21 protein-coding genes and 4 pseudogenes are annotated in these 26,249 nt (G+C 69.3%); 9 read left to right on the plus strand and 16 right to left on the minus strand.

The window, feature by feature from the left end; genetic code table 11:
- Positions 1 to 259: 259 nt before the first annotated feature.
- Positions 260 to 1,303 (plus strand): SGNH/GDSL hydrolase family protein, encoded by a 1,044-nt coding sequence (locus tag ACIHCL_RS12975; protein WP_399860637.1) that lies wholly within the window; start codon positions 260 to 262, stop codon positions 1,301 to 1,303.
- A gap of 402 nt (positions 1,304 to 1,705) precedes the next feature.
- On the opposite strand, the gene ACIHCL_RS12980 is transcribed toward ACIHCL_RS12975, so the two are convergent.
- Positions 1,706 to 3,697: a heavy metal translocating P-type ATPase gene (locus ACIHCL_RS12980; protein ID WP_399860639.1), complete on the minus strand. Its 1,992-nt coding sequence runs from the start codon at positions 3,695 to 3,697 to the stop codon at positions 1,706 to 1,708.
- Positions 3,698 to 3,801: 104 nt separating this feature from the next.
- Here ACIHCL_RS12980 and ACIHCL_RS12985 point away from each other — a divergent pair, with 104 nt between their 5' ends.
- The gene (locus ACIHCL_RS12985; RefSeq protein WP_399860641.1) at positions 3,802 to 4,209 is read left to right on the plus strand and encodes an ArsR/SmtB family transcription factor; all 408 of its coding nucleotides are present in this window, start codon (positions 3,802 to 3,804) and stop codon (positions 4,207 to 4,209) included.
- A gap of 29 nt (positions 4,210 to 4,238) precedes the next feature.
- Here the strand turns inward: ACIHCL_RS12985 and ACIHCL_RS12990 are convergent, their stop codons facing one another.
- The gene (locus ACIHCL_RS12990) at positions 4,239 to 4,373 is read right to left on the minus strand and encodes a hypothetical protein (RefSeq protein ID WP_399860644.1); all 135 of its coding nucleotides are present in this window, start codon (positions 4,371 to 4,373) and stop codon (positions 4,239 to 4,241) included.
- A 670-nt stretch (positions 4,374 to 5,043) separates the two neighbouring features.
- Between ACIHCL_RS12990 and ACIHCL_RS12995 the strand changes: the two are divergent.
- Both ACIHCL_RS12995 and ACIHCL_RS13000 read left to right on the plus strand, forming a co-directional pair.
- Positions 5,044 to 5,886: pseudogene (locus ACIHCL_RS12995) on the plus strand (group II intron reverse transcriptase/maturase); the annotation flags it as partial.
- 110 nt (positions 5,887 to 5,996) lie between these two features.
- Positions 5,997 to 6,110: pseudogene (locus ACIHCL_RS13000) on the plus strand (IS5/IS1182 family transposase); the annotation flags it as partial.
- Between the two features lie 9 nt (positions 6,111 to 6,119).
- Here ACIHCL_RS13000 and ACIHCL_RS13005 read toward each other — a convergent pair.
- The 4 genes from ACIHCL_RS13005 to ACIHCL_RS13020 form a co-directional block, all read right to left on the minus strand.
- A complete protein-coding gene (locus ACIHCL_RS13005) occupies positions 6,120 to 6,875 on the minus strand; it encodes an ABC transporter ATP-binding protein (RefSeq protein WP_399860647.1) in 756 nt (251 codons plus the stop codon).
- Positions 6,872 to 7,912 carry an iron chelate uptake ABC transporter family permease subunit gene (locus ACIHCL_RS13010; protein WP_399860649.1) on the minus strand — a complete coding sequence of 347 codons (1,041 nt, stop codon included), beginning with the start codon at positions 7,910 to 7,912 and terminating at the stop codon, positions 6,872 to 6,874. The genes ACIHCL_RS13005 and ACIHCL_RS13010 overlap by 4 nt, the downstream gene beginning before the upstream one ends.
- Entirely contained in the window at positions 7,905 to 8,936 is a 1,032-nt protein-coding gene (locus ACIHCL_RS13015; RefSeq protein WP_399860651.1) for an ABC transporter permease, read from the minus strand. The genes ACIHCL_RS13010 and ACIHCL_RS13015 overlap by 8 nt, the downstream gene beginning before the upstream one ends.
- Positions 8,937 to 9,068: 132 nt before the next feature.
- Positions 9,069 to 10,079, minus strand: a complete 1,011-nt coding sequence (locus tag ACIHCL_RS13020) for a siderophore ABC transporter substrate-binding protein (protein ID WP_399860654.1) — start codon at positions 10,077 to 10,079, stop codon at positions 9,069 to 9,071.
- Positions 10,080 to 10,720: 641 nt separating this feature from the next.
- Here ACIHCL_RS13020 and ACIHCL_RS13025 point away from each other — a divergent pair.
- Positions 10,721 to 10,893, plus strand: a pseudogene (locus ACIHCL_RS13025) (AAA family ATPase); the annotation flags it as partial.
- Between the two features lies 1 nt (position 10,894).
- Here the strand turns inward: ACIHCL_RS13025 and ACIHCL_RS13030 are convergent.
- The 4 genes and pseudogenes from ACIHCL_RS13030 to ACIHCL_RS13045 all read right to left on the minus strand — a co-directional run.
- Positions 10,895 to 11,095: a hypothetical protein gene (locus tag ACIHCL_RS13030; RefSeq protein ID WP_399860656.1), complete on the minus strand. Its 201-nt coding sequence runs from the start codon at positions 11,093 to 11,095 to the stop codon at positions 10,895 to 10,897.
- A complete protein-coding gene (locus tag ACIHCL_RS13035; protein ID WP_399860659.1) occupies positions 11,058 to 11,669 on the minus strand; it encodes a methyltransferase domain-containing protein in 612 nt (203 codons plus the stop codon). Before ACIHCL_RS13035 ends, ACIHCL_RS13030 begins: the two co-directional genes overlap by 38 nt.
- Positions 11,670 to 12,167: 498 nt before the next feature.
- Positions 12,168 to 12,419 (minus strand): hypothetical protein, encoded by a 252-nt coding sequence (locus ACIHCL_RS13040; RefSeq protein WP_399861253.1) that lies wholly within the window; start codon positions 12,417 to 12,419, stop codon positions 12,168 to 12,170.
- Between the two features lie 375 nt (positions 12,420 to 12,794).
- Positions 12,795 to 13,013: pseudogene (locus ACIHCL_RS13045) on the minus strand (helix-turn-helix domain-containing protein); the annotation flags it as partial.
- A gap of 266 nt (positions 13,014 to 13,279) precedes the next feature.
- On the opposite strand from ACIHCL_RS13045, the gene ACIHCL_RS13050 reads away from it, so the two are divergent.
- Positions 13,280 to 13,558, plus strand: coding sequence for a hypothetical protein (locus tag ACIHCL_RS13050; protein ID WP_399860662.1), 279 nt, complete (start codon positions 13,280 to 13,282; stop codon positions 13,556 to 13,558).
- A 768-nt stretch (positions 13,559 to 14,326) separates the two neighbouring features.
- Here the strand turns inward: ACIHCL_RS13050 and ACIHCL_RS13055 are convergent.
- A complete protein-coding gene (locus tag ACIHCL_RS13055; protein ID WP_399860665.1) occupies positions 14,327 to 15,148 on the minus strand; it encodes an NmrA family NAD(P)-binding protein in 822 nt (273 codons plus the stop codon).
- 87 nt (positions 15,149 to 15,235) lie between these two features.
- Between ACIHCL_RS13055 and ACIHCL_RS13060 the strand changes: the two genes are divergently transcribed.
- Positions 15,236 to 15,655 (plus strand): winged helix-turn-helix transcriptional regulator, encoded by a 420-nt coding sequence (locus ACIHCL_RS13060; protein ID WP_399860667.1) that lies wholly within the window; start codon positions 15,236 to 15,238, stop codon positions 15,653 to 15,655.
- Positions 15,656 to 16,174: 519 nt separating this feature from the next.
- Here the strand turns inward: ACIHCL_RS13060 and ACIHCL_RS13065 are convergent.
- The 5 genes from ACIHCL_RS13065 to ACIHCL_RS13085 form a co-directional block, all read right to left on the minus strand.
- Complete coding sequence (locus ACIHCL_RS13065) at positions 16,175 to 17,536, minus strand: DUF3100 domain-containing protein (RefSeq protein ID WP_399860670.1); 1,362 nt, start codon at positions 17,534 to 17,536, stop codon at positions 16,175 to 16,177.
- The gene (locus tag ACIHCL_RS13070) at positions 17,533 to 18,759 is read right to left on the minus strand and encodes an amidohydrolase (protein WP_399860673.1); all 1,227 of its coding nucleotides are present in this window, start codon (positions 18,757 to 18,759) and stop codon (positions 17,533 to 17,535) included. Before ACIHCL_RS13070 ends, ACIHCL_RS13065 begins: the two co-directional genes overlap by 4 nt.
- Positions 18,760 to 18,768: 9 nt before the next feature.
- Positions 18,769 to 20,325: an aldehyde dehydrogenase family protein gene (locus tag ACIHCL_RS13075; protein WP_399860675.1), complete on the minus strand. Its 1,557-nt coding sequence runs from the start codon at positions 20,323 to 20,325 to the stop codon at positions 18,769 to 18,771.
- On the minus strand, positions 20,322 to 21,209 hold the full coding sequence (locus ACIHCL_RS13080) for an NAD(P)-dependent oxidoreductase (RefSeq protein WP_399860677.1): 888 nt from the start codon (positions 21,207 to 21,209) through the stop codon (positions 20,322 to 20,324). Before ACIHCL_RS13080 ends, ACIHCL_RS13075 begins: the two co-directional genes overlap by 4 nt.
- Before the next feature lie 353 nt (positions 21,210 to 21,562).
- Complete coding sequence (locus ACIHCL_RS13085; RefSeq protein ID WP_399860680.1) at positions 21,563 to 22,438, minus strand: MurR/RpiR family transcriptional regulator; 876 nt, start codon at positions 22,436 to 22,438, stop codon at positions 21,563 to 21,565.
- An 852-nt stretch (positions 22,439 to 23,290) separates the two neighbouring features.
- Here ACIHCL_RS13085 and ACIHCL_RS13090 point away from each other — a divergent pair.
- Entirely contained in the window at positions 23,291 to 24,085 is a 795-nt protein-coding gene (locus ACIHCL_RS13090) for a class I SAM-dependent methyltransferase (RefSeq protein WP_399860682.1), read from the plus strand.
- Positions 24,086 to 24,557: 472 nt separating this feature from the next.
- Positions 24,558 to 26,168, plus strand: coding sequence for an amidase (locus ACIHCL_RS13095; RefSeq protein WP_399860684.1), 1,611 nt, complete (start codon positions 24,558 to 24,560; stop codon positions 26,166 to 26,168).
- Positions 26,169 to 26,249 lie beyond the last annotated feature (81 nt).

Here is a 26,249-nt window from a genome sequence, read left to right on the forward strand (position 1 = left end):
GTATCGAGCGCGAGCAGGCTGTGTGTCGGAAGTGCTCCAGGAACTGCTGCGGAATGACTTTCCGGGATTGGCTGGCCAGGGTGAGGGCCGGCAGGCGCCGTCCGGCGGCATGGATGATCTGATCATTTAGCTCGATCAGGGGCGATAGGCCCGATTCGTCGAAGAGTTGGGCCGACAGCGTGGTGATCTCGGCCGAGGTGCCTTCCGCCCGGGAGTTACGTTCTGGCCCCGGGCGTCTTCCGCTGATCCTGGAGGATCCATGCGACACCCTGTCTCCCGCCCGCGCACGCGAGCCCTGGCCGTCGGGCTCGTGCTGGCTGCGGCCACGCTTGTGCCCTCTGGCTCCGCCGGTGCGGCCGACCAGTACGAGTGGGCCGCGCTGGGCGACTCGTACACCGCCGGTGGCTTCGTCGGGGACCCGCAGCCCCCGCTGGGCGATCCGTCGCGGGATGGCTGCGACCGCACCAGCGACGCCTACCCCGGTGTCGTCGAGCGGGAACTCGCCGAGTTCCCGCCGGGCAAGCCCGTCCACCTGACCAACGTCAGCTGCGGCAACGCAACCATCACCGACATCGCCACGGCCAAGCAGACCCCGGTCAGCCCGGTCCAGCCCCCCGCCGAAGGCTGGCCCGCGGTGGACCCGCAGACCCAGCGGGGCGAGCTCGGCGACCAGACCGATGTCGTCACCATCGGCGTCGGCGGCAACAGCCTGCCCTTCGGCGGCATGCTCCTCAAGTGCCTGGAACTGGGCGCGACCGGCAAGTCCTGCCGCGAGTACTACACCAATCCCCCCGAGGGCGAGGAAAATATCCAGGACAAGCTCGCCCGGGTCCAGGACGAGTACATCGAGATGCTGGCCCAGGTGCACCAGGCCGCGCCCAACGCCAAGGTGATCACGATCGGCTACCCGGCCATCCTGCCGGAGCAAAGCAGCTCCTGTAACCGTCTGGCCCTCACCGAGCTCGGCTCGATCACGCACACCGACATCGACTGGCTCCGTGACCACGTCCTCAAGCCACTGAACAGCACGATCCAGCGAACCTCGTCGTTCTTCGGCGACCGCTACGTCGACGTCTACTCCTCCAGCGTGGGCCACGACGCCTGCCAGCCCGCGGGCATCAAATGGGTCGAGGGAATCTGTGGCGACGCCGCGGGCTACTGGCCTGCCAAGATCCCCGGCACGCTGCTGAACTGCGGACTCATCAACAAGCGCGTCACCCTGGTCCACCCGAACGCCGCAGGACACGCCAACACCGCGGCCCGCGTGGAGCGAGCGATCCGTATCGCCCTCCTTGAACTCTGACCGCCTGGCCCGAACCCAGGTTCCGGGGCCCCGGCACCCCGCACAAAAGCGCGGCCAGGGGCGCCCCGGCCAGCGAACGCGAGGGACCGTCGGTGGTCGACATCTGCCCGGCGCTCACCGAGCGCACTGAGTGTGAGGCGTCCTCGAAACCTCCGGACAGACACATGCCCACTCCGCCGCCCTCGCCGGCGGCGAAGTGCCGGACTGTGGGTCACAGCCACTCGCGGTTCCCGGCCTCACGGTGCGCCTGGCGGATCCTGCCCCGGCCGCCGTGGCAGATCGCGTACCGGCACTTCCCGGTTTGCTGCGGACGAAAGGCTCCACCCGGTGTATCGGGTGGAGCCCGCCCTGTGGAATCGCCTCAGTTATCGGTCCGCCGGCGCAATACTGCGGTGCGGCGGGTCACCGCCGGCTGTCGGCGCGGGCCTTGGTCCAGGCGGCTTCGCGCAGCAGTCGCAGGCCGTTGAGGCCGACGATGATGGTGGAGCCCTCATGGCCGAGGACACCGAGCGGCAGGGGAAGGGTGGCTGCCAGGTCCCAGATCACCAGGCCGGAGATGAACACCGAGGCGATCACCAGGTTCTGCACGACGAGGGAGCGGGCCCGGCGGGAGAGCGCGACGACGGCGGGGACGGTGGCGAGCTCGTCGCGGACGATGACCGCGTCGGCGGTCTCCAGCGCGAGGTCGGAACCGGCCCGGCCCATGGCGATGCCGGTGTGGGCGGCGGCCAGGGCGGGGGCGTCGTTGACACCGTCCCCGATGACCATCACCCTCCGCCCGGCCATCTCCACCTCCTTGATGGCGGCAACCTTGTCCTGGGGCAGCAGCCCGGCGCGGACGTCAGTGATACCGACCTCGTCGGCAAGGCGGCCGGCGGCGCGCGGATTGTCGCCGGTGATCAGCATCGGCGCCCTACCCGTCAGGGCCGTCAGCGCGGTGACGGTGCCGGCGGCGTCCGGCCGCAGCCGGTCCGCGATGCCCAGGACCCCGACAGGGATGCCATCGGCCTCGACCAGGACGGCGGTGCGGCCACCGTCCTCCAGTTCAGCTGCAACCGCAGCAGCACGGACGGACGAGGCGTCCACGGCGTCATTCAGCAGCCGGGCCGGGGCGCCGACCGCGACAGGGCGGCCATCGACGGTAGCGGTGACACCGATGCCGGGTGCGGAAGCGAAATCCTCCACTGCGCGGAGGGTGAGTCCGCGGGTGCGAGCGGCGTCCACAATGGCGCGGGCCAGGGGGTGTTCGCCGGGGTGCTCGGCCGCAGCGGCGAGTGCGAGCAGTTCCTCCTCGCTCAGGCCGGAGCCTGCGAGGGAAAGGATGTCGGTAACGCGGGGGGTTCCCTCGGTGAGGGTGCCGGTCTTGTCGAGCGCGGCAGCATCCACCTGCCCGAGCCGCTCCATGACCACTGCGGACTTCACCAGTACGCCGTGACGACCGGCATTGGCGATCGCGGACAGCAGCGGCGGCATCGTGGCCAGGACGACGGCACACGGCGAAGCGACGATCATGAAGGTCATCGCCCGCAGCAGCGACCCGGTCAGCGACGCCCCGAAGGCCAGGGGAACAGCGAACACCGCGAGGGTGGCGACGACCATGCCGATCGAGTAACGCTGCTCGACCTTCTCGATGAACAGCTGCGTCGGGGCCTTGGTCCCGGACGCTTCCTCGACCATGCTCACGATCCGCGCGATCACCGAGTCGGAGGCATCCCGCTCGACCTTCACCCGCAGCGCACCGGTGCCGTTCAGGGTGCCGGCGAACACCTCGTCGCCGCTCTCCTTGGCCACCGGCAGCGGCTCGCCGGTAATGGTGGCCTGGTCGACCTCGCTCGCCCCGTCCAGGACCCGGCCGTCGGCACCGATCCGCTCGCCCGGCCGCACCAGGACGGTGTCGCTAACAGTCAGTTGCTCGGTCGGTACGGTCTCCTCGGTGCCGTCGTCCAGCAGCCGGGTAGCGATAGCGGGCGCGAGGTCGAGCAGACCGCGCACCGAGTCCGCGGTGCGGGCCGTGGCGATCGCCTCCAGCGCGCCGGAGGTGGCGAAGATGACGATCAACAGCGCGCCGTCCATCACCTGCCCGACCGCCGCCGCACCGAGCGCGGCCACGATCATCAGCAGGTCGACATCGAGCGTCTTCTCCTTCACCGCCTGCAAGCCCGCCCAGGCCGGCTCCCAGCCACCAGTCGCGTACGCGAGGGCATACAGCGGACCCCACGCCCAGGCGGGGGCACCGGTCAGCTGCAGCGGCAACGCGATGAGGAACAGCACCGTCGCCACCGCGGCCCACCGGGCCTCGGGCAACGCGAACACCCGCGTACGACGCCGCGGAGCGACCGCGTCAGAAGAGCCGGTCGCCCCGTGGGCGGGGCGCTCGATCAGGGTGGAAGACATGACAGACAGGACCCCTCGCACAAGCCAATGACGGGACTACCGACCCCAACCACAATACAGGAACATATGAACATCCTTTCATGTACGGGTTGTAGTATCGATACATGGGTCATGGAGCCGCTCCCGCGAAGAACACCGTCCCGCGCACACGTCTGGACGCCGCCAGCGCCGCCCGGGTCGCCACCACCCTGCAGGCCCTGGCCACCCCCTCCAGGCTGCTGATCCTCGCCCGCCTGCGCGAAGGCCCCCTGCCCGCGACCGAACTGGCCGCCGAGGTCGGCATGGAGCAGTCCGCCTGCTCCCACCAACTGCGGCTCCTGCGCAACCTCGGCCTGGTCACCGGAACCCGCACAGGCCGCTCCGTCGTCTACGCGCTCTACGACAACCACGTCGCCGAGCTGCTGGACCAGGCCGTCTACCACATCGAACACCTGCGACTCGGCCTCAGCGACACCACCGACACCGAGGATGCGGACCTCGCCGATACCATGCCGGTCCGCGCCACACCCTGACCAGCTTTTCGGGTGACGAACCCGAGGACCTAATGCCGCGGATGGCGCTCGCAGCGAGCACCGTCGGGAAGCCGCCCAGCAACGGCCAGGACGTCGACGAAGTCCTGGCCCGGCTCCAGGCCGCCGGTGTCGAGCAGGGCATCGCCGCGCACGAGCCGACGCACCGCATCACCGTGCAGACACGGCGCCCACCGGGTGGCGTCCACTCAGTGAAATCCATCCGCCTTCGGCCGGTCGCGTCCACTCCCCCGCCATCAGGGAGTGGACGGCACCCCGTGGCCGCCACTCCCGCAACGCCAGGCGAGGGGGCCGGGCCACTCCACCCGGTGGACGGTCGGGGGTATTTCTCCTTGACCTGGCACCGCGTCAAGGACAAATGCACCCGGCCCGCTCCATGGAGCCAACGGGTGGTTCCACACCCGTGAGGGGCACCTGAAGGTGCCTCGGAAGCACATCGAACAGGTTGAGGCCGGGGCTGGGCCGTCGGGCCGGCGGCTCCGTACGGGCAGTCGCAGGGATCCCGTCGCCCCCGCCTGCCGCGTGACGACGAGCGTGACGCGGTACGTCTCCCGGCCCGGCACGGTGGCGCGGATCGTGCCGTCGCCGATGTGCAGGCCGCTCACCGCTCCCGCGTAACCCTCACCGCGGCCGAGGGACGACGTCGTTCCTGCGGCCTCCCTCAACATGCCCTCGTTCAAACCCAGTTGGATGCTCTTCATCTGCCCCACTCGTCCATTCAAACCGATTCCACGACCTCCCAGGTGTCGTACCCCGCTGCCGGGTCCTGCCACTGGTTGACGACGTGGACACGGTCGACGGTGACGTCGGCCCGCTCAGATCAAACAACGTCCGGCCCAGTTCCTGCGTGAAGAACTCAAGCTGGAGCTGTCCCAGGCAAAGACGTTGATCACTCATGCCCGCACCCGGGCAGCGAGGTTTCTCGGCTACGAGATCACGACCCAGCACAACGACACGAAGAAGACCGGCCGTTACCGTCGGGTCAACGGCCAGATCGCTCTCCGTGTCCCACGGGACGTGATCAAAGCCAAATGCGCCCCCTATCTCGCCCGCGGAGAACCCACGAAGAAGACGGCCCTGATCAACAGCAGCGATCACGCGATCGTGGCGACCTTTGGGACCGTCTACCGGGGCATCATCCAGTACTACCTGCTCGCCGGAGATGTATTCCGGCTGCACCGGCTGCAATGGGTCATGGAAACCTCCATGCTCAAGACCCTCGCGGCCAAGCACCGTTCCTCGGTGTCGAAGATGGCCGCCAAGCACAAAGCCAAAATCGACACGCCCAACGGGCCCCGCGTCTGCTTCGAGGCCCGTATCGAGCGGAAGAACAGGAAACCACTGGTGGCACGGTTCGGTGGAATCCCCCTCCAACGGCAGCGAGCGGCGGAACTCGCCGACCGCGAACCGGTCCGGGTGGACTATCCGCAAAAGGAACTCGTCGCGAGACTCCTGGCGGACACCTGCGAAATCTGCGGAAGCAAGGGCAACGTGCAAGTGCACCACGTCCGGGCTCTCGCTGACCTCGCACATGCCGGATGGCAGCCTTCCGACTGGGCGCGCGTCATGCTCCAACGACGCCGCAAAACGGTCGTGGCCTGCGACGTCTGCCACGACCGCATCCATTCGGAACAGCCGACCAGAACACTCACGCAGTAGTCACTGGAGAGCCGGATGACCGGGAAACCATCATGTCCGGTTCGGCGGGAGGCCGCGCGGAACAGGACGTGCCACGGCAGGCACCTCACCGCGCGGCCGACCCAACCTTCTGGCTCGCCGGCTGCCGCCGCCTGCACCGCCGCTACGAACGCAAAGCCGAACACTTCCTCGCCTTCGTCGGCATAGCAGCAGCCCTCATCGGCTACCGCCGACTCACCAAATGAAACGACGTCTCAGTAGTAGACCGCGATTCTGCCTCGGGGTCCGTCGACGACCTCGACGGGAGTGTCGAAGATGTCCGTGAGGATGTCGTCGCGCATAATCTCGCCCGGGCTGCCGAAGTGGCGCACGGTCCCTTTCTTGACCGCGCAGATGCGGTCGGCGTAGTGACCGGCGAAGTTGATGTCGTGGAGCACGATCACGATCGTGCGTCCGAGCTCGGTGGCCGCGCGGCGCAGGTGCTGCATCATCTGCACGGAGTGCCGCATGTCGAGGTTGTTGAGGGGTTCGTCCAGCAGCAGGTAGTCGGTGTCCTGCGCGAGCACCATCGCGACGTAGGCGCGTTGCCGCTGGCCGCCGGAGAGTTCGTCGAGATAGCGGCCTTCGAGCTCGCGCAGTCCCAGGAAGTCGATGGAACGACCGATGACCTCCTCGTCCTGGCGGGTGAGGCGTCCCTGCGAGTGGGGAAACCGTCCGAATCCAACGAGTTGGCGCACGGTGAGGCGGGTGACGAAGTGGTTCTCCTGGCGCAGGATCGAGACGATCTTGGCGAGGTCCTTCGAGTCCGTGTCGGCGATGTCGTAGCCGGCGATCTCGATCGCTCCCGAGTCGATGCCCAGGAGTCGGCCGATCATGGTCAGCAGAGTCGACTTGCCGGCGCCGTTGGGACCGACGAGAGCGGTGAGGCCGCCGGCGGGGATGGTGAGGTCGACGGGGCCGATCGCGACCTCGCTGGTGTAGCGCTTGGCGACCTGCGTGAGGGTGATCACAGCCGTCCCTTTCTCAGGAGGTGGACGAGGAAGCATGTGCCACCGACGATCTCGATGATGACGCCGACCGAGCCGGCCGCGTAGAAGATGTTCTTGAGGACGAAATAGGCGCCGCCCAGGACGACGATGCCCGTAAGCCAGGCGACGGGGAACACATAGCGGTGGTCGTGGGTGTCGGCGAGTTGGTAGGCGAGCATCGCGACGAGGAAACCGAAGAACGTCATCGGGCCGATGAGCGAGGTGGAGACGGCCATCAGCATCGAGACGAGCAGCAGCACGATGATCGTCTCGCGCCGGTGGTTCACGCCGAGGTTGGTTGCGGCCTCGCGGCCGAGCGCGAGGACGTTCAGGCGCCGGCCCCCGGCCCACAGCATCCCGCCGGCGACCGCGGCGATCGGGATCGAGACGGCGAGGTAACTGGCGTCGGCGTTGGCGATGCTGCCGATCAGGCGTGCGGTGAGCACGTCGAACTCGGTGGGCGTCAGTAGCCGCTGCATGAAGGTCGACAGCGCCCCGAGACCGCCGCCGAGGATGATCCCGATCAGCAGCATGAGCTGGATGTTGCCGTACTTGCCCGACAGCAGCCAGCCGTAGAGCACGGCGGCGAAGGCGACCATGAGCACGACCTGCGCGACGAATTGCCACACGCCCTGCACGAGGGTGACCCCGGCGGTGCCGAGGAAGAACACCGCGCTGGTCTGGATCACTCGGTAGAGGGACTCGAACCCCATGATCGAGGGAGTGATGATGCGGTTGTTCGTGACCGTCTGGAACGCAACCGTCGCCAGCGCCTGACAGAACGCGACGACGACGACGATGACGACGCTCGTCGCCCGCAGTTCGGCGATGCGCCAGAATCCGGTGGTGCCGAAGGGCATCGGGTTGTCCCAGGCGAGGTTGCCGAGAACGATGAGCGCGCTGAGCACGGCCAGTGCGGTGAGAACAGCCCAGTACCGGCGGTGTGCTCGCGCGGTCGGTAGAGCGCCGGAGTGACGGACCGCGCGTGGGGTGGCGGGGGCGATGTTCTGTTCAGGCATGGCGGCGCTGTCTCAGCAGGAGGGAGATGAACACGAACGAGCCGAAGACCGCCAGGATCAGGGCGACCGGCACTTCGAAGGGCATGACGACGAGGCGGCCGATGATGTCGCAGATCGTGACCGTCGCGATGCCGACCAGGCATACCCAGGGCAGGTTCGACCGGAGGTCGTCGCCGCGGAACAGGGAGACGATGTTGGGCACGATGAGTCCGAGGAAGGGCAGGTTGCCGACGACGACCGTGACGATGCCGGTGGCGATGGCGATGAGTCCGGTGCCCAGCAGTACGACCCTGTTGTAGTTCAGGCCGACGTTGGTGGCGATGTCCTGACCGAGTCCGGCCACGGTGAAGCGGTCGGCGGCGATGAACACGGCCACGACGACGATCGCAACCGCCCACAACGGTTCGTACTGACCGCGCAGCACCGAGGTGAACGAGCCGAGGAACCACACGCCCATGCTCTGGAGCATGTTCGTGGACAGCGCGATGTAGGAGGAGACCGCGCCGACGACGGCGCCGAGCATCATGCCCACGATGGGGACGATGATCGAGGAACGCAGGGTTATCCGGCGCAGGAACAGGAAGAAGATCATTGTCCCGGCGAAGGCGGCGACGACCGCGCCGGTCATCTTCACCAGCAGCGGCGCCCCGGGCACGAGGATCGTGATCAGCAGCAGCCCGAGCCCGGCCCACTCCGTCGTGCCGGTGGTGGTCGGCTCCACGAAGCGGTTCTGCGTGAGCTGCTGCATCACCAGGCCCGACATCGCCATTGCCGCTCCCGCAAGCACGAGCGCGATGGTGCGGGGGACGCGGGTGATGACGAACATCTCGGCCCCGTCCTCCCCGCCAAAGATGTCGTAGACCCCGACGAAGAGGGAAAGGACGACGAGTCCCGCGGTGACGACGAGGCCGATCAGTAGCGGCCAGGTGAACAGGCGGGCCTTGGGCACGCGGGTGCGGCAGGATCCGGCATCCGGGTGCGGCGGCCGCTCGACTGCCGGGGTGCCGGTGGGCGGGACGGTCATGCGGGTGCGCTCTCAGTCGAAGACGGGGGTGGTCCGGGCGGCGTCGGTGGTGTCACGTCGCCACGACGGGGCCGCGGGCCGGACCGGCGGCGCCGGTTCGGCCCGCAGGCCCGACAGGTCCTGCCCGTCACATCAAGCGTTCGCCTCAAGCTTGTCGGCGAGGTCGTTGAAGAAGGTCGTGTAGGTCTGGATGCCCTCGTTCACGTAGGTGAGCTGCGGGAAGTACATGATGTTGCCGTTCTTGACGGCGGGGACGTTCCGCAACGCCTCGGAGTTCGCCAGCAGTTCGTTGGCCGGAACGTAGGAATCCGAAGACCCCTTGCTGACGGCCGCGTCGCGGTCGAGTGCGATGATCAGGTCGGGCTTTGCCGCGGCGATCGCCTCGACGGAGATGTCATCGCCCTGGTGGTCGTTGGAGCCGTCGGTCTTGATCGCGGGCGTCAGCCCGAGGATGTCGAACACCGGGCCGACCGTGCGCCCCGTGCCCGGCGCCGCGTAGTTGATCTCGCCGCCCGAGGTGATCACCCCGATCACGCTGTCCTTCGGGTCGTAGGCGTCCTTGACGCGCGCGATCGAGGCGTCGAAGTCGTCGATGAGCTTCTGCGCGTCCTTCTCGTGCCCGAAGATCCGTCCCAGACCCTCCACCTGCCGCTTCAGCTCCTCGTCGAAGGGCTTGTCCTCACGCGGGTCGAGCTCGACGATCGTCGCGTCGGGGGCGAGCTTCTTGAAGTCCTTGTGGTACGAGGCGAAGCGCTGCCCGTTGATGATCAGATCGGGTTCGGCCGCGACGACCGCCTCCAGGTCTGGTTCGTTGTGCGTCCCGAGATTCACGATCGACTTGTCGGTCTTGTAAGGGTTGTCCGCTGCGATCAGGTCGACCGGTGCGGCGCTGAGCTTGACGCCCCAGTCGGACAGGGTCTGGAACGTACGGTTGTCGGTGGCGACGATGCTCTTCGCCGGCAGCTTGACCTTCTGTGTCCCGTGGTTGTCCTCGACCTCGACCGACGACGGGGCAGCCGCGTTCGCACCAGTATCGGTCGCCCCCTTCCCGCCGGAGTCACCGCCGGCGCATCCGACAAGACCAAACGTCAGAACGGTCGATATCGCGGTGGCGGCGAGGATGTGGCGGCGCTGCGTGAGCATGGTGCAGGAACTCCATTCCAGCGGGTGGCGTCGGTGCACGGCGTGGTGCCGACGGAACTCGGGATCGATGTGAGCGTTCCGGCACGGAAGGCGCCCACATCGAGGTAAGCATAGCCTTACCTTACATTGACTCTCATTCGGCCGGTACCTGTGGTTCCGGTTTAGCCGACCGCAGTGGACGGGGCGGAGCCGGCGGCGGGGCGCACGAGTGTCGGTGGCCGGCATCAGGTCATGCGGTGCAGGAGGTGGCGATCGCCACGGGGGGCGAGCCCGACCCGGCCGCGACGTGGGTCGTACGGTCCATGCCGACGGCGCGGTTCAGCGATCTCGCGGACGGCGCCCGCGCGTTCGTGGGCTCGCTCCAGCACACCGTCAACCTGCGCGACCGCGGGCCGGGCTCGGCCAGTAGTTCGTGTCGGGGAAGAGTCGCAGGCCCCGCCTGCCGTTCAAGCGTGCACTCGGAGCGATCCCGCAACGTCTGGCCGTCGTAGGGCGGTTGCGGTCCCTTCGGCGGAGGCCGGGAAGACGACCGGCGGGTGCGCACCGGTGGCGCTCACCGATCCAGTCGAGCACGCTTTCGCGTTCGAGTAAGCACGGTGGCCCAAGAACCCCCTCCAAGTTCGTCCCGACTGCGTCGGGGATCCAACGAAGCGCCTCACGGCGCACTCTGGACCAAGATCTTCACCGACCACGTCTCTGCGCGGCCATCGTCGACCGCCTCGCCTTCAACGGCACCACCGTCGAGACCGGAACCGACTCCTACCGGCTCGCCAGCACCCGAGCACGAGCCGAAGCGCCCGCCAAGGCAGGCTGAATCAGCGGGAGCAGATCACGCTGACAAGAGTGAACGACGCGTAGAACGGCCCCTGGGAGAGGCTGGCGAACCAGTGATGGCCGCGGTCTCGGTCGATGTGGCCCTCGTTGATGGCTTGCTGCATGTTGCGGCCCAGGCCCAGAGTGTGGTCCGCCTCTTGGAAGTCACGGAAGACCGGTGTCGTGGCGAGCGCAGCCTCCACAACAGAAGCCTGCCTGTTCGGCGAGACGCGCAAGACTGCGTCCGACGGTTGCATGGCAGACCACTTCTGCAGCGGTGTAGCGGGTGAAAGCGCGGCTCGTCTCAAGATCCTCAGCGTCAACGATCAGGGTGTCCCAATCGGGTTCGGCAAGGCCGATTCGCGCGCCTGGCCGGGTTGCACGGTGGAGCTGCGCAAGAGCCTCCGCGGGGTCGGCAACATGCATGAGGACTCGGTCGGTCTTGGCCCGATCCACCGTGCCCGGCTCGACGGGGAGAGCGTGCACGTCCCCTTCACGGATCTCCACCCTGTGCAGATCGTTCGTGCGTTCGCGAGCCCGGGCAAGCATGGCCGGGTCACGGTCGACGCCGATCACTGTGCCCCTGTCCCCGACACGTTCCGCCAGTGCTGGCAGATCTGTGCCCGGGCCACATCCCACGTCCAGGACGGTCTGGCCCGCCTGGAGATCCAACAGGTCCAGCAACTGCCGCTTGTACGCACGGCCGGCATCGCCGACGGCAGCCCGCAACATGTAGGAAGCCTGATCAGGCCGGGACACGCCAAGGGTCGATGACATACAGGCCAGTCAAGCACTCCGCTCCCCAAGTGACGTCATTTCTTGTCAACATCCACGACCCCCGAGATCATCAACCGCCGCCCGAAAACGCAGACAAACACCGCTGCTGGAACTGAACAAAGCCAATCGCCTGATGACTCATCTCGGACTGGTGACCGTTGTCGTGCGTGACTACGACGAGGCCATCGCTCTCTATCGGGACGTCGTCGGGTTCGAGCGCACGGCGCGCGTCTCCACTGGACCACGGCCCTGGCGCACCGGGCACGCCGGCACAACTACGGTGGCCACTTGGGGGCCTCCTTGGGAACCCACTTGGGTGCCTGACCTGCGATGCGCGGGGAACCCCTGGTCACCAAGGAGGTCCGCCGCTGTTCCGCGGCCCGTGGACGCCGTTGGAGGCGGAGAACGCGGCCATGCACAAGAAGGTCCGCGAGCTGGAGGAGGAACGCGAGATCCTGCGCAAGGCGGCGAACAGGGCACGCGTAGCTTGATCTGGCACTACGACGGGCACTTGGGCAGCGCGACGCTCAACTGCTGCAGGTTGTCAGGAGCGACCCGGATGCCCGGAAGCCACAAGCTCTGCCCTTCCCACATGACGTGGATCCAGATGCTGCTGTGCTTCCCGTCCTCGTCGAAGACGGAGACACCGTCGGCGATCCGGCAACGGGCGCGCAGCAGGTCGTGGTGCCAGACACGGACAGCCGAGTTCACGGTCGTGTAGGGACGGTAGGGATCGTAAGCCAGAGACATCGAGCATCGGTGCGTACGGGGTTTCTGACAGTCCTTCTGCGCATTGTGGACAAGCACACCGGCATCGCCGTATCTGCTCCTGGCGTTCTGTGCGGCCGCTTCGCCCGGACCACTTGGCCGGTCGTCCTCCAGCTCAGCGGCGGGACCTCGCGCCAGTGGTCCGATGGAAGGGTGCTGCAGAGCGAGCAGAGCCAGGAAAAGCCCCGTCGTGAGGCCGGCGGCGGCACCGAATGCCGCGAATGCCCAGCGACCGGCCAGACGTTCACGCAGGCGGCGCCACCGAGGGAGGGCGGCGGGTTGTGCCGTGGTCGGGGCGACGGGCTCCCCGAGCGATTCGGGCCGGCTGCGGTCGGCTGCCTCCCACAGGGTCCGGAATTCACTCGGATCGGCCCCTAACACCTGGCACAGCTCGCCGACGACCGACCACGGGGGAACGATGTCGCCGCGGAAGTAGCGTGAGAGCGACGAGTCACTGATGGGCACCTGCTTCTCCAGAGCGCGAAGCGTGCGGCCCGACCGCCGCTGCAGCCTCCGTAACGCCTCCCCCAGCTCTTGCGCTGCCGATGCGTGTTCCGGTTGCCCGCGGTCAGTCATTGAGGACGTCTCCCTGCGTTGGTCCGGCAACGGCGTCCCGTTGGCTGTTTCATGCCCCGGGACTGATGCGTCCCAGCAGGTCAGGACTGTATTTATCCCGACATAGATGAAGCAAGCAGGATCAGATTGTGAAGAGCCATCAACCCCCGCAAACTCTCCTCATCGGCCCCGCAAACCACCCCCGAGGGTGAGCGAGCCGGTGTCCATGCCCGCGTCGTACCGCCACGCCGGCCGATCCTCCATCCTTCACAGAAGGGACCTTCGTCATGACCCGTCCGCACACCTTCCTGCCCGCCCTCGCAGTGACCGCGGTGACCGTGTTCGGCGTGGGCGTGGCAGCGCCCGCCGTCGCCGCTCCTACAACTGTCCAGAGCGTGTCCCCCGCCCGGCAGGCAACAGGGCACGACGTCTACCGCGACTGGTACGCCAGTGAGACCAACTGCAAGCAGGCCGGCATCGCCGGCATCGAGCGCGGGCACTGGGACAGCTACAGCTGCGCCCCGGGACGCGGCGGCCTCCTGTGGCACCTGTGGAGCAACCGCTGACCCGTCATGCACGCTCGGGCCGGTGCGTACCAGGTATCACCGGTCCGGCCGGCCCGCCCCACGGGAAGCAGCCGACCGGCCGAAGGTCAACGAGCCGAGGAGTGGGCATTCCAGGTCATGCGCCCCGGCACATGCGCTCGCCCACCGGATCGACGAACTCGCCGATACAGCATTTCTGACACCACAGGCGTCTTCCGATGCCGTCTGACTCGGCTGATACCCGCAGGCAGGTACGGCGTCCCGCCTCCGGCATCGCAGGTGCCGGAGGCGGGACGCTTCCCGTCATGGCCACGGCCGTACCGGACGACTGAAACGAACCGCGCGAGACCCTGCCACGCACCCGGTGTCATGTCGGCCCGATCCTGTGAGACTCAAACCCCATTGCCCCAGGCGGACTCGGTGATCTGTGAGGCTGTGAGACAAAGAACAATGGGGCACGAGCGAACACTTCCGCCGCTCCGTGGCAGCGCTCCCCGCCCCCGGGGCCGTGACGCGCACGCGCTCTCGCGGGACCCTCCCGCAACCGCTGCCACCCGGCTGCTGTGCGGCACACAGCCCGCAGCACCAGTTGCGCAAGGTGCAGTACAAGGTGCGAGGAGAGCCACCGGCGAAAGCCGCTCTGCCAACGTCACAGGGCTACGCTTCGCTTTGGTGATACATAAAGGACCTGTCTGATCAGGAACACCGAACGGCTGGTAGTCGCAAGTGAGTTCTCCCAAGCCGATCACTGGAAGGACTCAATTCACTGCTCAGCTCGCGGTACCGCTGCTAGAGGCTTGCTTCCGACCGTGTGGCGGACGCGGCCTCAACGGCCACGGCCAGTGGATCGCGGGCCGGGCGGCCAAGAAGATCCGTGAGGTCGGGAACGGTGCCGTCCAGAAAGCCATGCCGAATGCCCGTGGCGATCGAAGCGAGCATGGGCGGCTGGAACGGCAGGAGCCCCGGCGTCTCATCGAGCAGCCTGCGCCGGTACTCGCCCAGCCCGATGATCCGGTGCGGGACCCCGAGCCGGGCGGCCACCTCACCCGCCGTGATCGGCGTACCGACCAGGTCATAGACCCGCCCACTGTGCCGGGCCGGATCCGCCGCAACGACCGCCGCGGCATCGGCGAGATCCTCCCGCGCGACCGCCGCCAGGGCACCATCCCCGAACGCGGACTCCACACCATCGCCGGCCCATATCAGCAGGCCCCCGAAGAGTTCGGCATACAGACCATTGCGCAGGACCGTCCACGGCAATCCGCTCGCCCGCACCAGGCGCTCGGTGGCACGGTGCGCCAGCGCGAAACCGAGATGGTCGCCGGCCGTGGTCAAGCTCGTGTAGACGACGTGGTCAACACCATCACGCACGGCCGCGCCCAGGACCGCCGTGTGCCGCTCGACGACCTTGTCGTCCTCGGCATAACCGGCGGAAATCAGCACCAGGGTCGACACCCCGGTGAGGTCGAGGCGCGCGTGGTCGTCGAAGTCGAGATGCCTCATCCCCTCGCCCGGCGTGCGGCTGCCGCCCATCGCGACGGCGCCCCTGGCACGCACCGCCGCAAGGGTGGCCGAGCCGAGGTTCCCGTTCGCTCCCGTCACCAAGATCATGTCAATCGCAGTCTTTCGTCGTGGTTCTCATCGGTAACTACGCTTGATCCTTGACCGCACGCACACCGGCCACAAGAAGGCAGTTTGATGTCACTCACGCACACCGGGGTAACCACCCCCGCCGACCTCGGCCCCTGTGGCCGCGAAGACCACCCCGACTGCGGCATCCGCGACGTCCTGGACCGCATCGGCGACAAATGGTCGGTGCTCGTGATCGTTGAACTCGCGGGCGGGCCGCGCCGGTTCCGCGAACTGCAGCGCGCCATCGACGGCATCTCCCAGCGCATGCTCACCCTCACCGTCCGCAGGCTCGAACGCGACGGCCTCGTGCTGCGCACCGTGTACCCGACCGTCCCGGCCCAGGTCGACTACCGCCTGACCGAGACCGGAGCCGGCCTAACCCACCTGGTCAAGGCACTCGCCGACTGGTCACTCACCCACCGCGCCGTCATCGCCGAAGCACGGCACGCATACGACCAGACCCACCCCGACCACAACATCCGCTGACGAGAAACACGGTGACCACGCACCATTCGACCGGCACGGACACGCTGTCAACAACGTCATGCCCCCGCAACAGCCAGCGCCCCGGCAGCATGGCTCAGAGCCATTGCGCATTCGAGCCGCCACCGTCGGCATGAAACGCGGGCGGGCGGGAGGTTCTGGCCCGGCGGTGGGAAGGGGTGCCGGTCACCATCGGCGCAACCCGCGACCCGCGACCCCGAGTGCCAGAACGGCCCCGTACGTGCCTGTACGGGGCCGTTCTGTTCGCGGGATCGGGGCGGCTGGAGGCCGTCTTCGGGGGTGCCCGGTGACCGTGCCGTAGCAGTGGCACACCGCCTCCTCCGCCAGGTCGGCCGTGCGGCCGGTACAGGCCCACAGCACTCCCCGCGCCGCAGGACCGGACGCGGCCGGTCCTGCGGCCGGAGCGCGTCGCGGCCCCGTCAGCGTCGGCATCCCACCCCTGCTCGACGGCCAAGGGGAGGAGCCGTCACACGGTCATTGCCCGCGGCGTGGAGAGGGAAGTCAGCCCCACACGCCGAGGGTGAACTCGGCGATCACTACCGAGAGCAGGAACGAGGCGCTGATCGCGACGAGCCCAACCGGGATGATCTTCCAGCCGATGTGGCGCAGCAACGGCAGATCCTTGCCCAGCGACAGTCCCGCGAGGGTCAGCATGATCGTGGCGATGGACAGAAAGTCCACCGAACCGACCAGACTGTTGAGGCTGTCGGAGGCGAAGAACCACGGGCTGGACGCGTACGCGCCCACCGTGGTGATCCACACGATCGCGGAGATCTTCCGGCTGACCTTGGCAAGGAACAGACCGAGCAGCACCAGGCCCAGCAGCACGGCGTAGCCGCCGACGATGTCCCAGCCGATCGTGCCGGCCGCGACCGAGGCGGTGCCGAGGCCGAGCACCGTCAGGACGCCGAGTGACAGCCAGAGCGGGATCCTGATCTCGCCCGAGGCGGCGGCGACTTCCTCCCGGAAGGCGCGGTTCGCGGCGGCGCCGTCCGTCGGGCCGTCCGAGGCGGAGAGGGCCTCGGGCGTCGTCGTGTCCGGCGTGCGGGTGTCCTGACGGCGAGTGAGGAAGCGGTAGAACCGGTCCGCCAACGGCAGCGCTACGTAGATGCCCACGTAGACCCCGAGGATGGTGGTGATGAGGTTCGACACCGCCGCCATGCCGAGGATGGCCTCCTCGTGCCCCGGGTACGCGGCCACGATGCTGGCCGAGGACGCGGCCATCATCGATCCCGAGCCGACCCCGGCGCCCATGGCGAGGGCCAGTGGGTCGAAGATGTTCCAGTTCGACACCAGCGAGGTCAGGAGCGTGATGAACACCGCTCCGAACATCGTGCCGAACACATACATGGCCAGGACACCGCGGTACTGGTCGGAGTCCGGCCCGTACCTCTCCGAGACCATCGCGAAAGACGGCTCGCGGTCCAGCGAGAAGGTGGCTCCGACCGTGGCCTTGCCCAGGCGCAGTGCGACAGCGAGCGGCAGCGCGAGGGCCACCGTGCCCAGCAGGTGGCCGATCTCCTGGAGCAGCAGCGCGGGCCCGGCCTTGACGAGCGTCGGCAGGCTGGGGCCGATGTTGAAGGCAAGCCGGGCGACCAGGAGCATCACGGCCACGCCGACAAGCGCGGACGCCACCTTCTGGAGGCGGATGCCGAGGGGGCGGACCTTCTGGACCGACACCAGCAGGCCCAGGATCAGACCCCACACCATGGGGAAGACGATGACGGAGCCGATACCCAGGTCGATGTCGAGTTGCCCGACGGCCTGCACGACCAGGGCGATGACCAGGGCGAGGGCGGCAATCGGCAGGATCTGACGCGACCCGGCGACGCGGTCCTCGGCCGCGGTGGTGGGGCTGCTCATGTCGCCACCGCCTCCTTACTGACGTCACGGCGGTAGGACGCGGCGATGAAACGGGGCCGGTGCTCGGCACTACCCGCCGCGTCGACGACGGTCCAGGCGAGCGCACGGGCCGCCTCGAACATCATGTCGTACGCCAGGGGCGTGTCGGCGACGGCCGCGAAGGCATGGGAGTGGATGGGCACGTCGGCGCCCGGAATGCTCAGCCACGGATGCAGGCTGGGGATGACCTGGCTGACGTTGCCCATGTCGGTCGAACCGCCGGCGAGCCGGCCGCCGGAGGTCACGTCCCGCCCGAAGGCGGCCATGGCCGACGTCCAGAAGCCCGCCAGGGCGTCGTCCTGCACGAGCGGCTCGTAGAGCGGCTCGGTGGCCTCGACGGTCAGCTCCGCACCGGCCGCCAGAGCCGCACCCTCGAAACACCGCCGGACACGCTCCAGCAGCGCCTCGTACTCGGGCAAGGTGAACGCCCGGCACTCGAAGTCGACGACCGCCCGCTCGGGAATGATGTTGGTGGCGACACCGCCCTCGGAAACGAACAGCGCCACCCGCTGGTCACCCGGCAACTGCTGACGCAGCAAACCGACGGCCACCTGGGACAGTGTGGCGGCATCAGCGGCGTTCACGCCCTGGTGGGGTGCGGCCGCGGCGTGCGCCGCACGTCCCCGGAACACGGCCCGGTATCGGCCGACCGCCTGCGCGGTGCTCCCTGCGGGGTTGTAGCCGACCCCGTCCTGCACCGGGTGGACCATCAGGGCCAGGCCCACCCCGTCGAACGCTCCGGCCTCCAGCAGCAACGCCTTGCCGCCGCCGTGCTCCTCGGCCGGGGTGCCTATCGCCTTCAGCGTGATGCCGAGTTCGTCGACGTGCGGGGCCAGGGCCAGCGCGGCGGCCACCGAGGCGCCGGCGATGAGGTTGTGGCCGCAGGCGTGACCGACCTCGGGCAGCGCGTCGTACTCGACGCAGAGCGCGACCGTCAGTTCGCCGCTGCCCGCGGTGGCGGTGAACGCGGTCGGCAGACCGCCCGTGCCGCGCTCGACGGTGAACCCGCCCTCGGCGAGCAGCTCGGTGATCGCCGCGGCGGACTCGGTTTCCTGGAAGGCGATTTCGGGACGCGCGTGCAGGGCGCGGGCCAGTTCGAGCACGCGGTCCTGCCAGTCCGACACGCCTGTGGAGGTGTCGGTCTTGAGCCGGCTGCCGGAGCCGGCGGGATTCTTCGTGGCCACGGGTGCCTCCTAGTAGCTCAGCGAGGGGAACGGGGCGCCGGCGGCCCGGGTGGGCGTCCAGACGGCCTTGGTCTGCGTGTACTCGTCCAGCACTCCGGGGCCGGAGGAGCGGCCGTGTCCGGAGTCCCCGAACCCGCCGAAGGGCACCGCGACGTGGATGGTCTTGTAGGCGTTGATCCAGAAGGTGCCGGACTTCACGGCGCGCGCCACGTGGTGGGCGCGGGCGACGTCCTGGGTCCAGACCGCTCCGGCCAGGCCGAAGTTCGTGGCGTTGGCGCGGGCGATGGCCTCCGCCTCGGTGTCGAAGGCGTCGGCGCCGACCACCGGGCCGAAGACCTCGGTGGTCTCCAGCGGGTTGGCGGGCGTGACCCCGTCCAGCAGGGTGGGCGGCACCCAGTGTCCGCTCGCCAGCGCCGAGTCGGTGAGCCGGTCGGGCAGTCGTGTGCCGGTCACCCGGCGGGCGCCGCCCGCGAGCCCGGCCTCGATCAGCGAGGTGACCGTGCCGAACTGGGGCCGGGTGATGATGGGGCCGACCTCGGTGGTGGGGTCGAGGGGGTCGCCCAGCCGCAGCCGGGACGCCCGCTCGGCCACGCGCGCGATGAACTCCTCGTGCACGGAACGCTCCACGAGCAGCCTGGAACCGGCCACGCACGACTGACCCGCTCCGGAGAAGACGGCCGACACGGCGCCGTCGGCCGCCCGGTCCAGGTCGGCGTCGGCGAAGACGATGTTGGCGCTCTTGCCCCCGAGTTCGAGGACGGTCGGGATACCGGCGCCCGCCGCGGCGACCGCCACCCGGCGGCCGGTGGCGACCGAGCCGATGAAAGACACCTTGCCGACCCGGGAGTCGGAGGTGAGGGCGGCGCCGACGGTGGCGCCGAGGCCGGTGGCGACGTTGAACACGCCGTCCGGCAGCCCCGCCGCATGAGCCAGCTGGGCCAGCCGCAGGGTGGAGGCCGGGGTGAACTCGCTGGGCTTGACGACGACGGCGTTGCCGGCCGCGAGCGGTGCGGCCGAGTTCCAACCGCCCGTGAACAGGGGCGCGTTCCACGGGGTGATGGCCACCACGACGCCCCAGGGGACCCGCTCGGTGTAGGTGTGCCAGTTGCCCGGGACAGGGATCGTGTGGCCCAGCAGCTTGTCCGCCCAACCCGCGTAGTAGCCGAACATCTCGGCGACCTTGGCGGCCTCGGCGCGGGTGTCGCGGACGGGCTTGCCCGTGGTCGCGGATTCGAGGAGCGCGAGTTCCTCGGTGTGCTCACCGATGGTCCTGGAGACCTCACGCAGGATCGCGGCCCGTTCGAACGGGTCGGTCGCGGCCCAGACCTCGGCCCCGCGGACGGCGGAGGCCAGCACGGAGTCGGCCCCTTCGGTCCCGGCGTCGGCGTAGTCGGCGAAGCCCTCGCCGGTCGCGGCGGCGGTGAGGTGCACGGCCTCGCCGCGGCCGGTGACGATCCGGCCGTCGACGAACGAGCCCAGGCCCTGCGGGAAAGCGGCGTCGAGAGCGGCGCGGGCGGCGACGGCGCCGGAAGTGCTCAGGTCCGTCGGGAAAGTGGTGGTGCTCATGCTGCGGTGGTTCCTTCGGAGATGAGGGAGGGGGCTACGGTGCGGGCGATCTCGGTGAAGTCGGCGCCGGGGCCGAGCGCGGCCAGGGCCTCCTGCCAGACGCGGCCGGCGGCGGCCAGCAGCTGCGGGTTCTCACCGCGCTGCCCGGCGGTCTCCACGGCGAGCGCGGCGTCCCGGGCCATGAGTCCCAGGGCGAACCCGGAGTCGAAGGTGCCGGTGAGCACCCAGTCCGGGTACATGGCCGCAGACGCCTTGCTGGCGCCGGAGGCGCCGCTGATGCCCGCCGCGGCGGCGGAGGGATCGACGCCGTATGCCTTCGCCACGGCGAGGGCCTCGCCGACCGCGACCAGGTTGACCGCCGCAAGGGCGTTGTTGAGGAGTTTGACCACGTTTCCGGAGCCGGGGGCGCCGAGGTGGCGGTACTGGCCGCCGGTGAGTGCGTCCAGGACGGGCCGGGCCGCGTCGAGTGCGTCGGGGTCGGCGCCGACGAACGCGGCGAGCCGCCCCTCGGCCGCGCCGTCGCGGCCGCCCGAGACAGGTGCGTCCACGAAGGCCGCGCCCTTTTCCGCCGCGAGGGCCGCGCACTCGGCGGACGTCCCCGGCTCCGACGTCGTGGTGTCGACGATGGCGAGCGTGCCCGGCCGCGCCAGCAGAGCGGGCACGGTCGTCTCGACGACGCGGGCCGAGGGCAACGACAGAACGACATAGGGCGTGCCGGCCAACTGATCGAGGTCCTCGACGGCCTCCACGCCCGCCTTTGCGGCCGCGGACCGGGTGGCGGGCGCCGGATCGAATCCGCGCACCCGCCACCCCGCCCGCAGCAGGGCGGTAGCCATGGCACCGCCCATCGAGCCGAGGCCGACAACGGCGATGTGCTTGCTCATCAGTGCTCCTGTCATGAGGGAACGTGCGTACGGACACGAGCGAGGCCGGGGAGACGGGCCTCGTCGGTCCGGGAGGAGACGTGCTCAGGTGGGCTCGGCAGGCCCTGGGAAGGGGCGGCCGGGGCAGGCCCGTCGGCGCGGTCAGCGCTCACACGCGGGCAGTGGGAAGGGGTGTTGCAAGGCGCGTAGGCCATCGGCGCTCCGAGGGCGGCACCGATCGGGCGGCGGGGGGCGTGTGCGGTACGGCGGCGACAGCCGGTGGGGCGCGCCACCGATAGGGGCCGTGCCGTGGGGCGTCGCCGACCGCGCGGACCGGATCGGACGTCCACGCGGTGCGACGGGGAGAGAGCGGTTCAGTCGAGGTAGACGTCCAGGTCCTTCCAGAGTTGTTGGGTGCGGCGGATGGCGGCACGGCTGCGCTCGGGGTGAGCCGTCTGCATGCCGGCGAGGAGTCCGTAGACCACCGAGGTGGCGGCCGTGACGGACTGGAAGAAGGAGATGCCCTCCGACGGCACGATCAGCAGATGGTGGGCGATGGAGGTGGCGAGCCGACCGCGCCGCATGTCGGTGATGGCGACCACCGTGGCGCCCGCCGCACGGGCCGCGTCGGCCGCGACGATGATCTGTTTCGTGGACCGCCACATGTTGACGACCACGAGCACGTCACCCGGACCGAGGCAGTTGACGGCGGTCGCCAGATGGACGCCGGCCCGGTGCTCCAGCGTGATGGGGTAGCCCATGGTGGAGCCGAGATGCGCCATGACACTGGCCGGACCGGCGAATGAGCCGACCCCGACCACCAGGATCGACCGGGCCGAGGCCAGCGTGGCGATGGCCGCCTCCGCGTCGGCGGCGGAGTTGCTCTCCAGGGTCTGGCGCAGATTCTCGATGTCGTGCGTGAGCGCGTCGTGCAGCGGGCTGCGGTGCTCGCCGTGTTCGGTCAGGGTCTCCTCGGTGGAGATGTGCACCAAGTAGCGGGCCCGCAACTCGCGTTGCAGATCCGGCCAGCCCCGGTAGCCCAGCGTCTGGGCTGCCCGCACCACCGTCGAACTGTTCACGTCCGCCCGCCCGGCGATCTCCGCGATCTCCGCGTACGAGGCCAGCTGCGGATTGCGGACGATGACGTCGACGACCCGGGCCTGAGCCTTGGACAGCGGCACATCGGGCAGGGCGTCGCCCAGCCACTGGCTGTCGCCGTCGGCGGGGTCGTGGTTCTGCAATGCGGACACAGGTCATGCTCCTTGGTACAAGACGCAGCATGCTGCAAGCGTGATTGCAGAACCGTACATCGCAATTTCATTTGCAGGAACCCCCCTGTGCCCGGCCCGGTAAATCCGCGCACCGAGGTTCACCCCCCGGGGAGCGATCCCCCGGGCATCCCACACCGCACCTCCGGCTGTCTCACCAGAAAGCCGCATAGGAGGGCCCGGCAGTAGGCGTCACTCGTCCTGTCCCATCGGGGTCAGACCGGTCTCACCGAACTTCGACCTGGCTCACGGGGGCTCGATGCCACCGACCGCCCTGACGGCCTGCCCCGACCGCTGTCGAGGGCCCGGAATACCGTGGCCGGGTGAACGGTTCGAGCGCACCGGCCGGGTCCGATGGACCTGCCCGCCGCCCCGACACGCCAGGGGCATTGCTGCCCCTCCCGGGAACCGACGACGCGGCCGTCGCGTTCTTCGCCGGCGTGGCGGACCTCGACGCGACCGACCCGGCCTCCCACGCGCTGGAGGAAGGGATCCAGCTCGCCTCCGGAACCCGGCTGGAGCAGTTCGCGCGGGCCGGCTCGGGGGATGCGTCCTGCTTCGTCGGCGAGGGCGGCGAGGAACGTCCGGTGGTATGCGTGAGCAACCGCAAGCACGCGCGGAGGTGCGCCGAGTTGCGCCCCCACGCGCCCTTCCCTGTGGGTTCACCGGCCCCGCATGCTGAAGGGCGCACGGCGGAAAGGAGCCGGGCGCGGCGTATCGGCCCGGACCGGTGCGCGCGGGGAGGACGTCATGGAGCCGGCGGTGGATCAGGGGCCTTCCGTACAGGAGGTCGGGGCGTGGTACGACCGCTTGGGGGGTCTGTACAGCCTGACGATGGGCGACAGCATGCACCTGGGCATGTGGGACGACGGGGTGCGCCCGAGGCCCGGGCGGGCGCTGTCGGCGGAGGAGGCGTGGCAGGAGCTGACAGCGGCGCAGGACCGGTGGACCGATGAGCTGATCGACGAGATCGCCCTCGGCCCCGGGCAACGGGCGCTGGACATGGGCTGCGGCACCGGACGGCCCACGGTGCGCCTCGCTCATGCCTCCGAGGGGCAGGTCGTCGGTATCACCGCCAGCGGCGCCCAGGTCGAGCAGGCCCGCGATCGTGCCGGCCGCGCCGGCGTCGCCGACCGCGCCCAGTTCCTGCAGGCCGATGCGATGAACCTGCCGTTCGAGGACGCCTCGTTCGACGCCGTATGGGCGATCGAGTCGTTCGCCCACTTCGCCGACCGCCCCCGTGCTCTGCACGAGGCCCGGCGCGTTCTGCGCCCCGGTGGCCGGCTCGTCCTGGCTGACTGCTTCGAACATGTTCCGTTCACCGACCAGGATGTGGCGCTGTTCCGCGCAGGCTTCGCGCTCGCTCGCCTCCCTGGCTCCCTCGGCGACTACCCGGCCCTCGCCCGGCAGGCCGGCTTCACCATCGACCGTGTACGTGACAGGACCGGTGACTTCACACCTACCTACCACCTGATTCCCCAGATCTTCGCGGCACGTCGCCGACAGATCGAGGAACTCCTGGGCACCGACACCGCCACGCAACTGGACTCGGCCTATCCACTGATCCTCGGCCTGTGCCGGGACAAAATGGGCTACGTCATGGTCGGGGCTCACAAACCTGCCCTTTGATCGCCGCGCTCGCCGCCCCCTGGCGGCAGACATACACCCTGCTCGCTCTGGTCCCAACTGTCACCGTCCCCGCGTACCCACTCACTCCATTGGCATTCCGGGTGTTGCCCGGCGTGCGCAGGTGCCAGGGCCGGGGGGGCCTTTTCCTCGGGCTGTCGCCATTCCAACTCGGCGAGCCGGTCCGAGCGTTCGTACAAGGCGCGGACGAGGCGAACCCGGCCCTGGACGCACCGGACCGAGCCGCGCAGCGGGGTGGCAAGGCCGCGTTCGGTCCGTCGGTTCGAAGTCGGCGGCCGGATCGGATCTCCGCGGCCCTGATCCATGTGCCGGCCGGACTTCGCCGCACCCTCCGGAGAACTCGCGGCGCCGACTCGGGAGGAGTTCGACGAAGACCGCACCGAGCGACCGTCCGGCGAAGGAAGGCAAAGAAGCCTCTTGCACCCGGCGATCCTCCTGGAGTGGGCTGTCCCCCATGAAGAAGAGAAGCATTGCGGCACTGACCGCGGCCCTGGCCGTGGCGCCCCTTCTGGCGGCGGGTGCGCCGGGGCAGCGTGCGGTGGCCGCCGAATCCGGTGCCGACGGTTCCTCGTCCCCCACCGAATCGACGCGCCTGCGCGGAGTGGACCTGGAGACGGTGACGATCCCCGAATTACAGGCGCACATGAAGCGCGGGTCCCTGACCTCGTCGGAGCTGACCCTGTTGTACCTCCGACGGATCAAGGCCATCGACCCGAAGATCAACGCGGTGCTGCGCACCAGCCCGACAGCCCTGCGCCAGGCAGCCGCGAGCGATGTCAGGCATCGCCTCGGAAAGGTCCGCGGACCGCTCGACGGCATCCCCGTCCTGCTGAAGGACAATGTGAACACCCGCGACATGCCGACGACGGCCGGATCGCTGGCGCTGGCCGGAAGTCCGCCGGACACGGACGCGGAGCTGGTCGGACGGCTTCGCGCGGCAGGCGCGGTGATCCTCGGCAAGGCCAACATGTCCGAATGGGCCAATTTCCGCGCGACGAAGCCGACGTCGGGCTGGTCGGCCGTGGGCGGGCAGACACACAACCCGTACGTCCTGGACCGGAATCCCTGCGGATCGTCCTCCGGTTCGGCCGCCGCGCTCGCCGCGTCGTTGGCGCAGGTGGCGATCGGCACCGAGACGGACGGCTCCATCGTGTGCCCGGCCGGGATGAACGGGGTCGTCGGCCACAAGCCCAGCCTCGGGCTGGTCAGCCAGTCCGGCGTCGTCCCGATCTCCGCCGAGCAGGACACGGCCGGCCCCATGGCACGCAACGTCATCGACACCGCGATCACCCTCTCGGTGCTCAGCGGTCACGACGCCGCGGGCACCGACGGGGCGTTCGGCCTCACGGACGCGGTCACACGCCCCGGCGGCCTGAGCGGCAAGCGGATCGGCCTGTGGCGGCTCCCCTCGCTCGGCGCCGAGGTGGACGCCCTGATGACCCGGACCGCGACACGACTGCGTGCCGCCGGGGCCCAGGTCGTCGAGGTGACACTGCCGTACCAAGACAGGCTCGCCGAACTTGAGTTCCCGGCCCTGCTGAGCGAGTTCCACCGGGACATCGACGCCTACCTGTCCACCCGCAACGGGCCTCGCGACCTCGCCGAGCTGATCGAGTTCAACCGCACGCACCCGGCCGAGCGGACCTGCTTCGCCGGCCAGGAGTTGTTCGAGCAGGCCCTGGCCGCGCCGCCGACCACGGACCCGGCCTACCGGGCCATGCGCGCCGAGCTGAAGGACCTGTCCCGGCGGTCCATCGACGAGACCATGGCCGCCCACGACCTGGACGCCATCGCCTCCCCGGCGAACCCGCCGGCCTGGACGACCGACTGCGCACGGGGCGACAACGACGTGATCCCGTCCTCCACTCCCGCAGCTGTCGCCGGGTACCCCTCGCTGTCCGTGCCCGCCGGGTTCGTCGGCGAGGTGCCGGTCGGACTGCTCCTGATGGCCGGCGACCACCAAGACGCCGAGCTGCTGTCACTGGGGGCGGCGGTGGAGCAGCGGCTGGACGCCTGGCGGGCACCGCGGTACCTGCCTTCGGTGACGTCCGACGCCACTCGGTGAGGCGGCCGGCGGCGGCACCGCCGTCTGTCGGCCGATGCCGTCGCCGTACCGCTCTCGCTCTGCGCCCGCGAAGGCCCTCGT

This window comes from Streptomyces sp. NPDC052042, assembly GCF_044548345.1.
GTDB lineage: Bacteria > Actinomycetota > Actinomycetes > Streptomycetales > Streptomycetaceae > Streptomyces.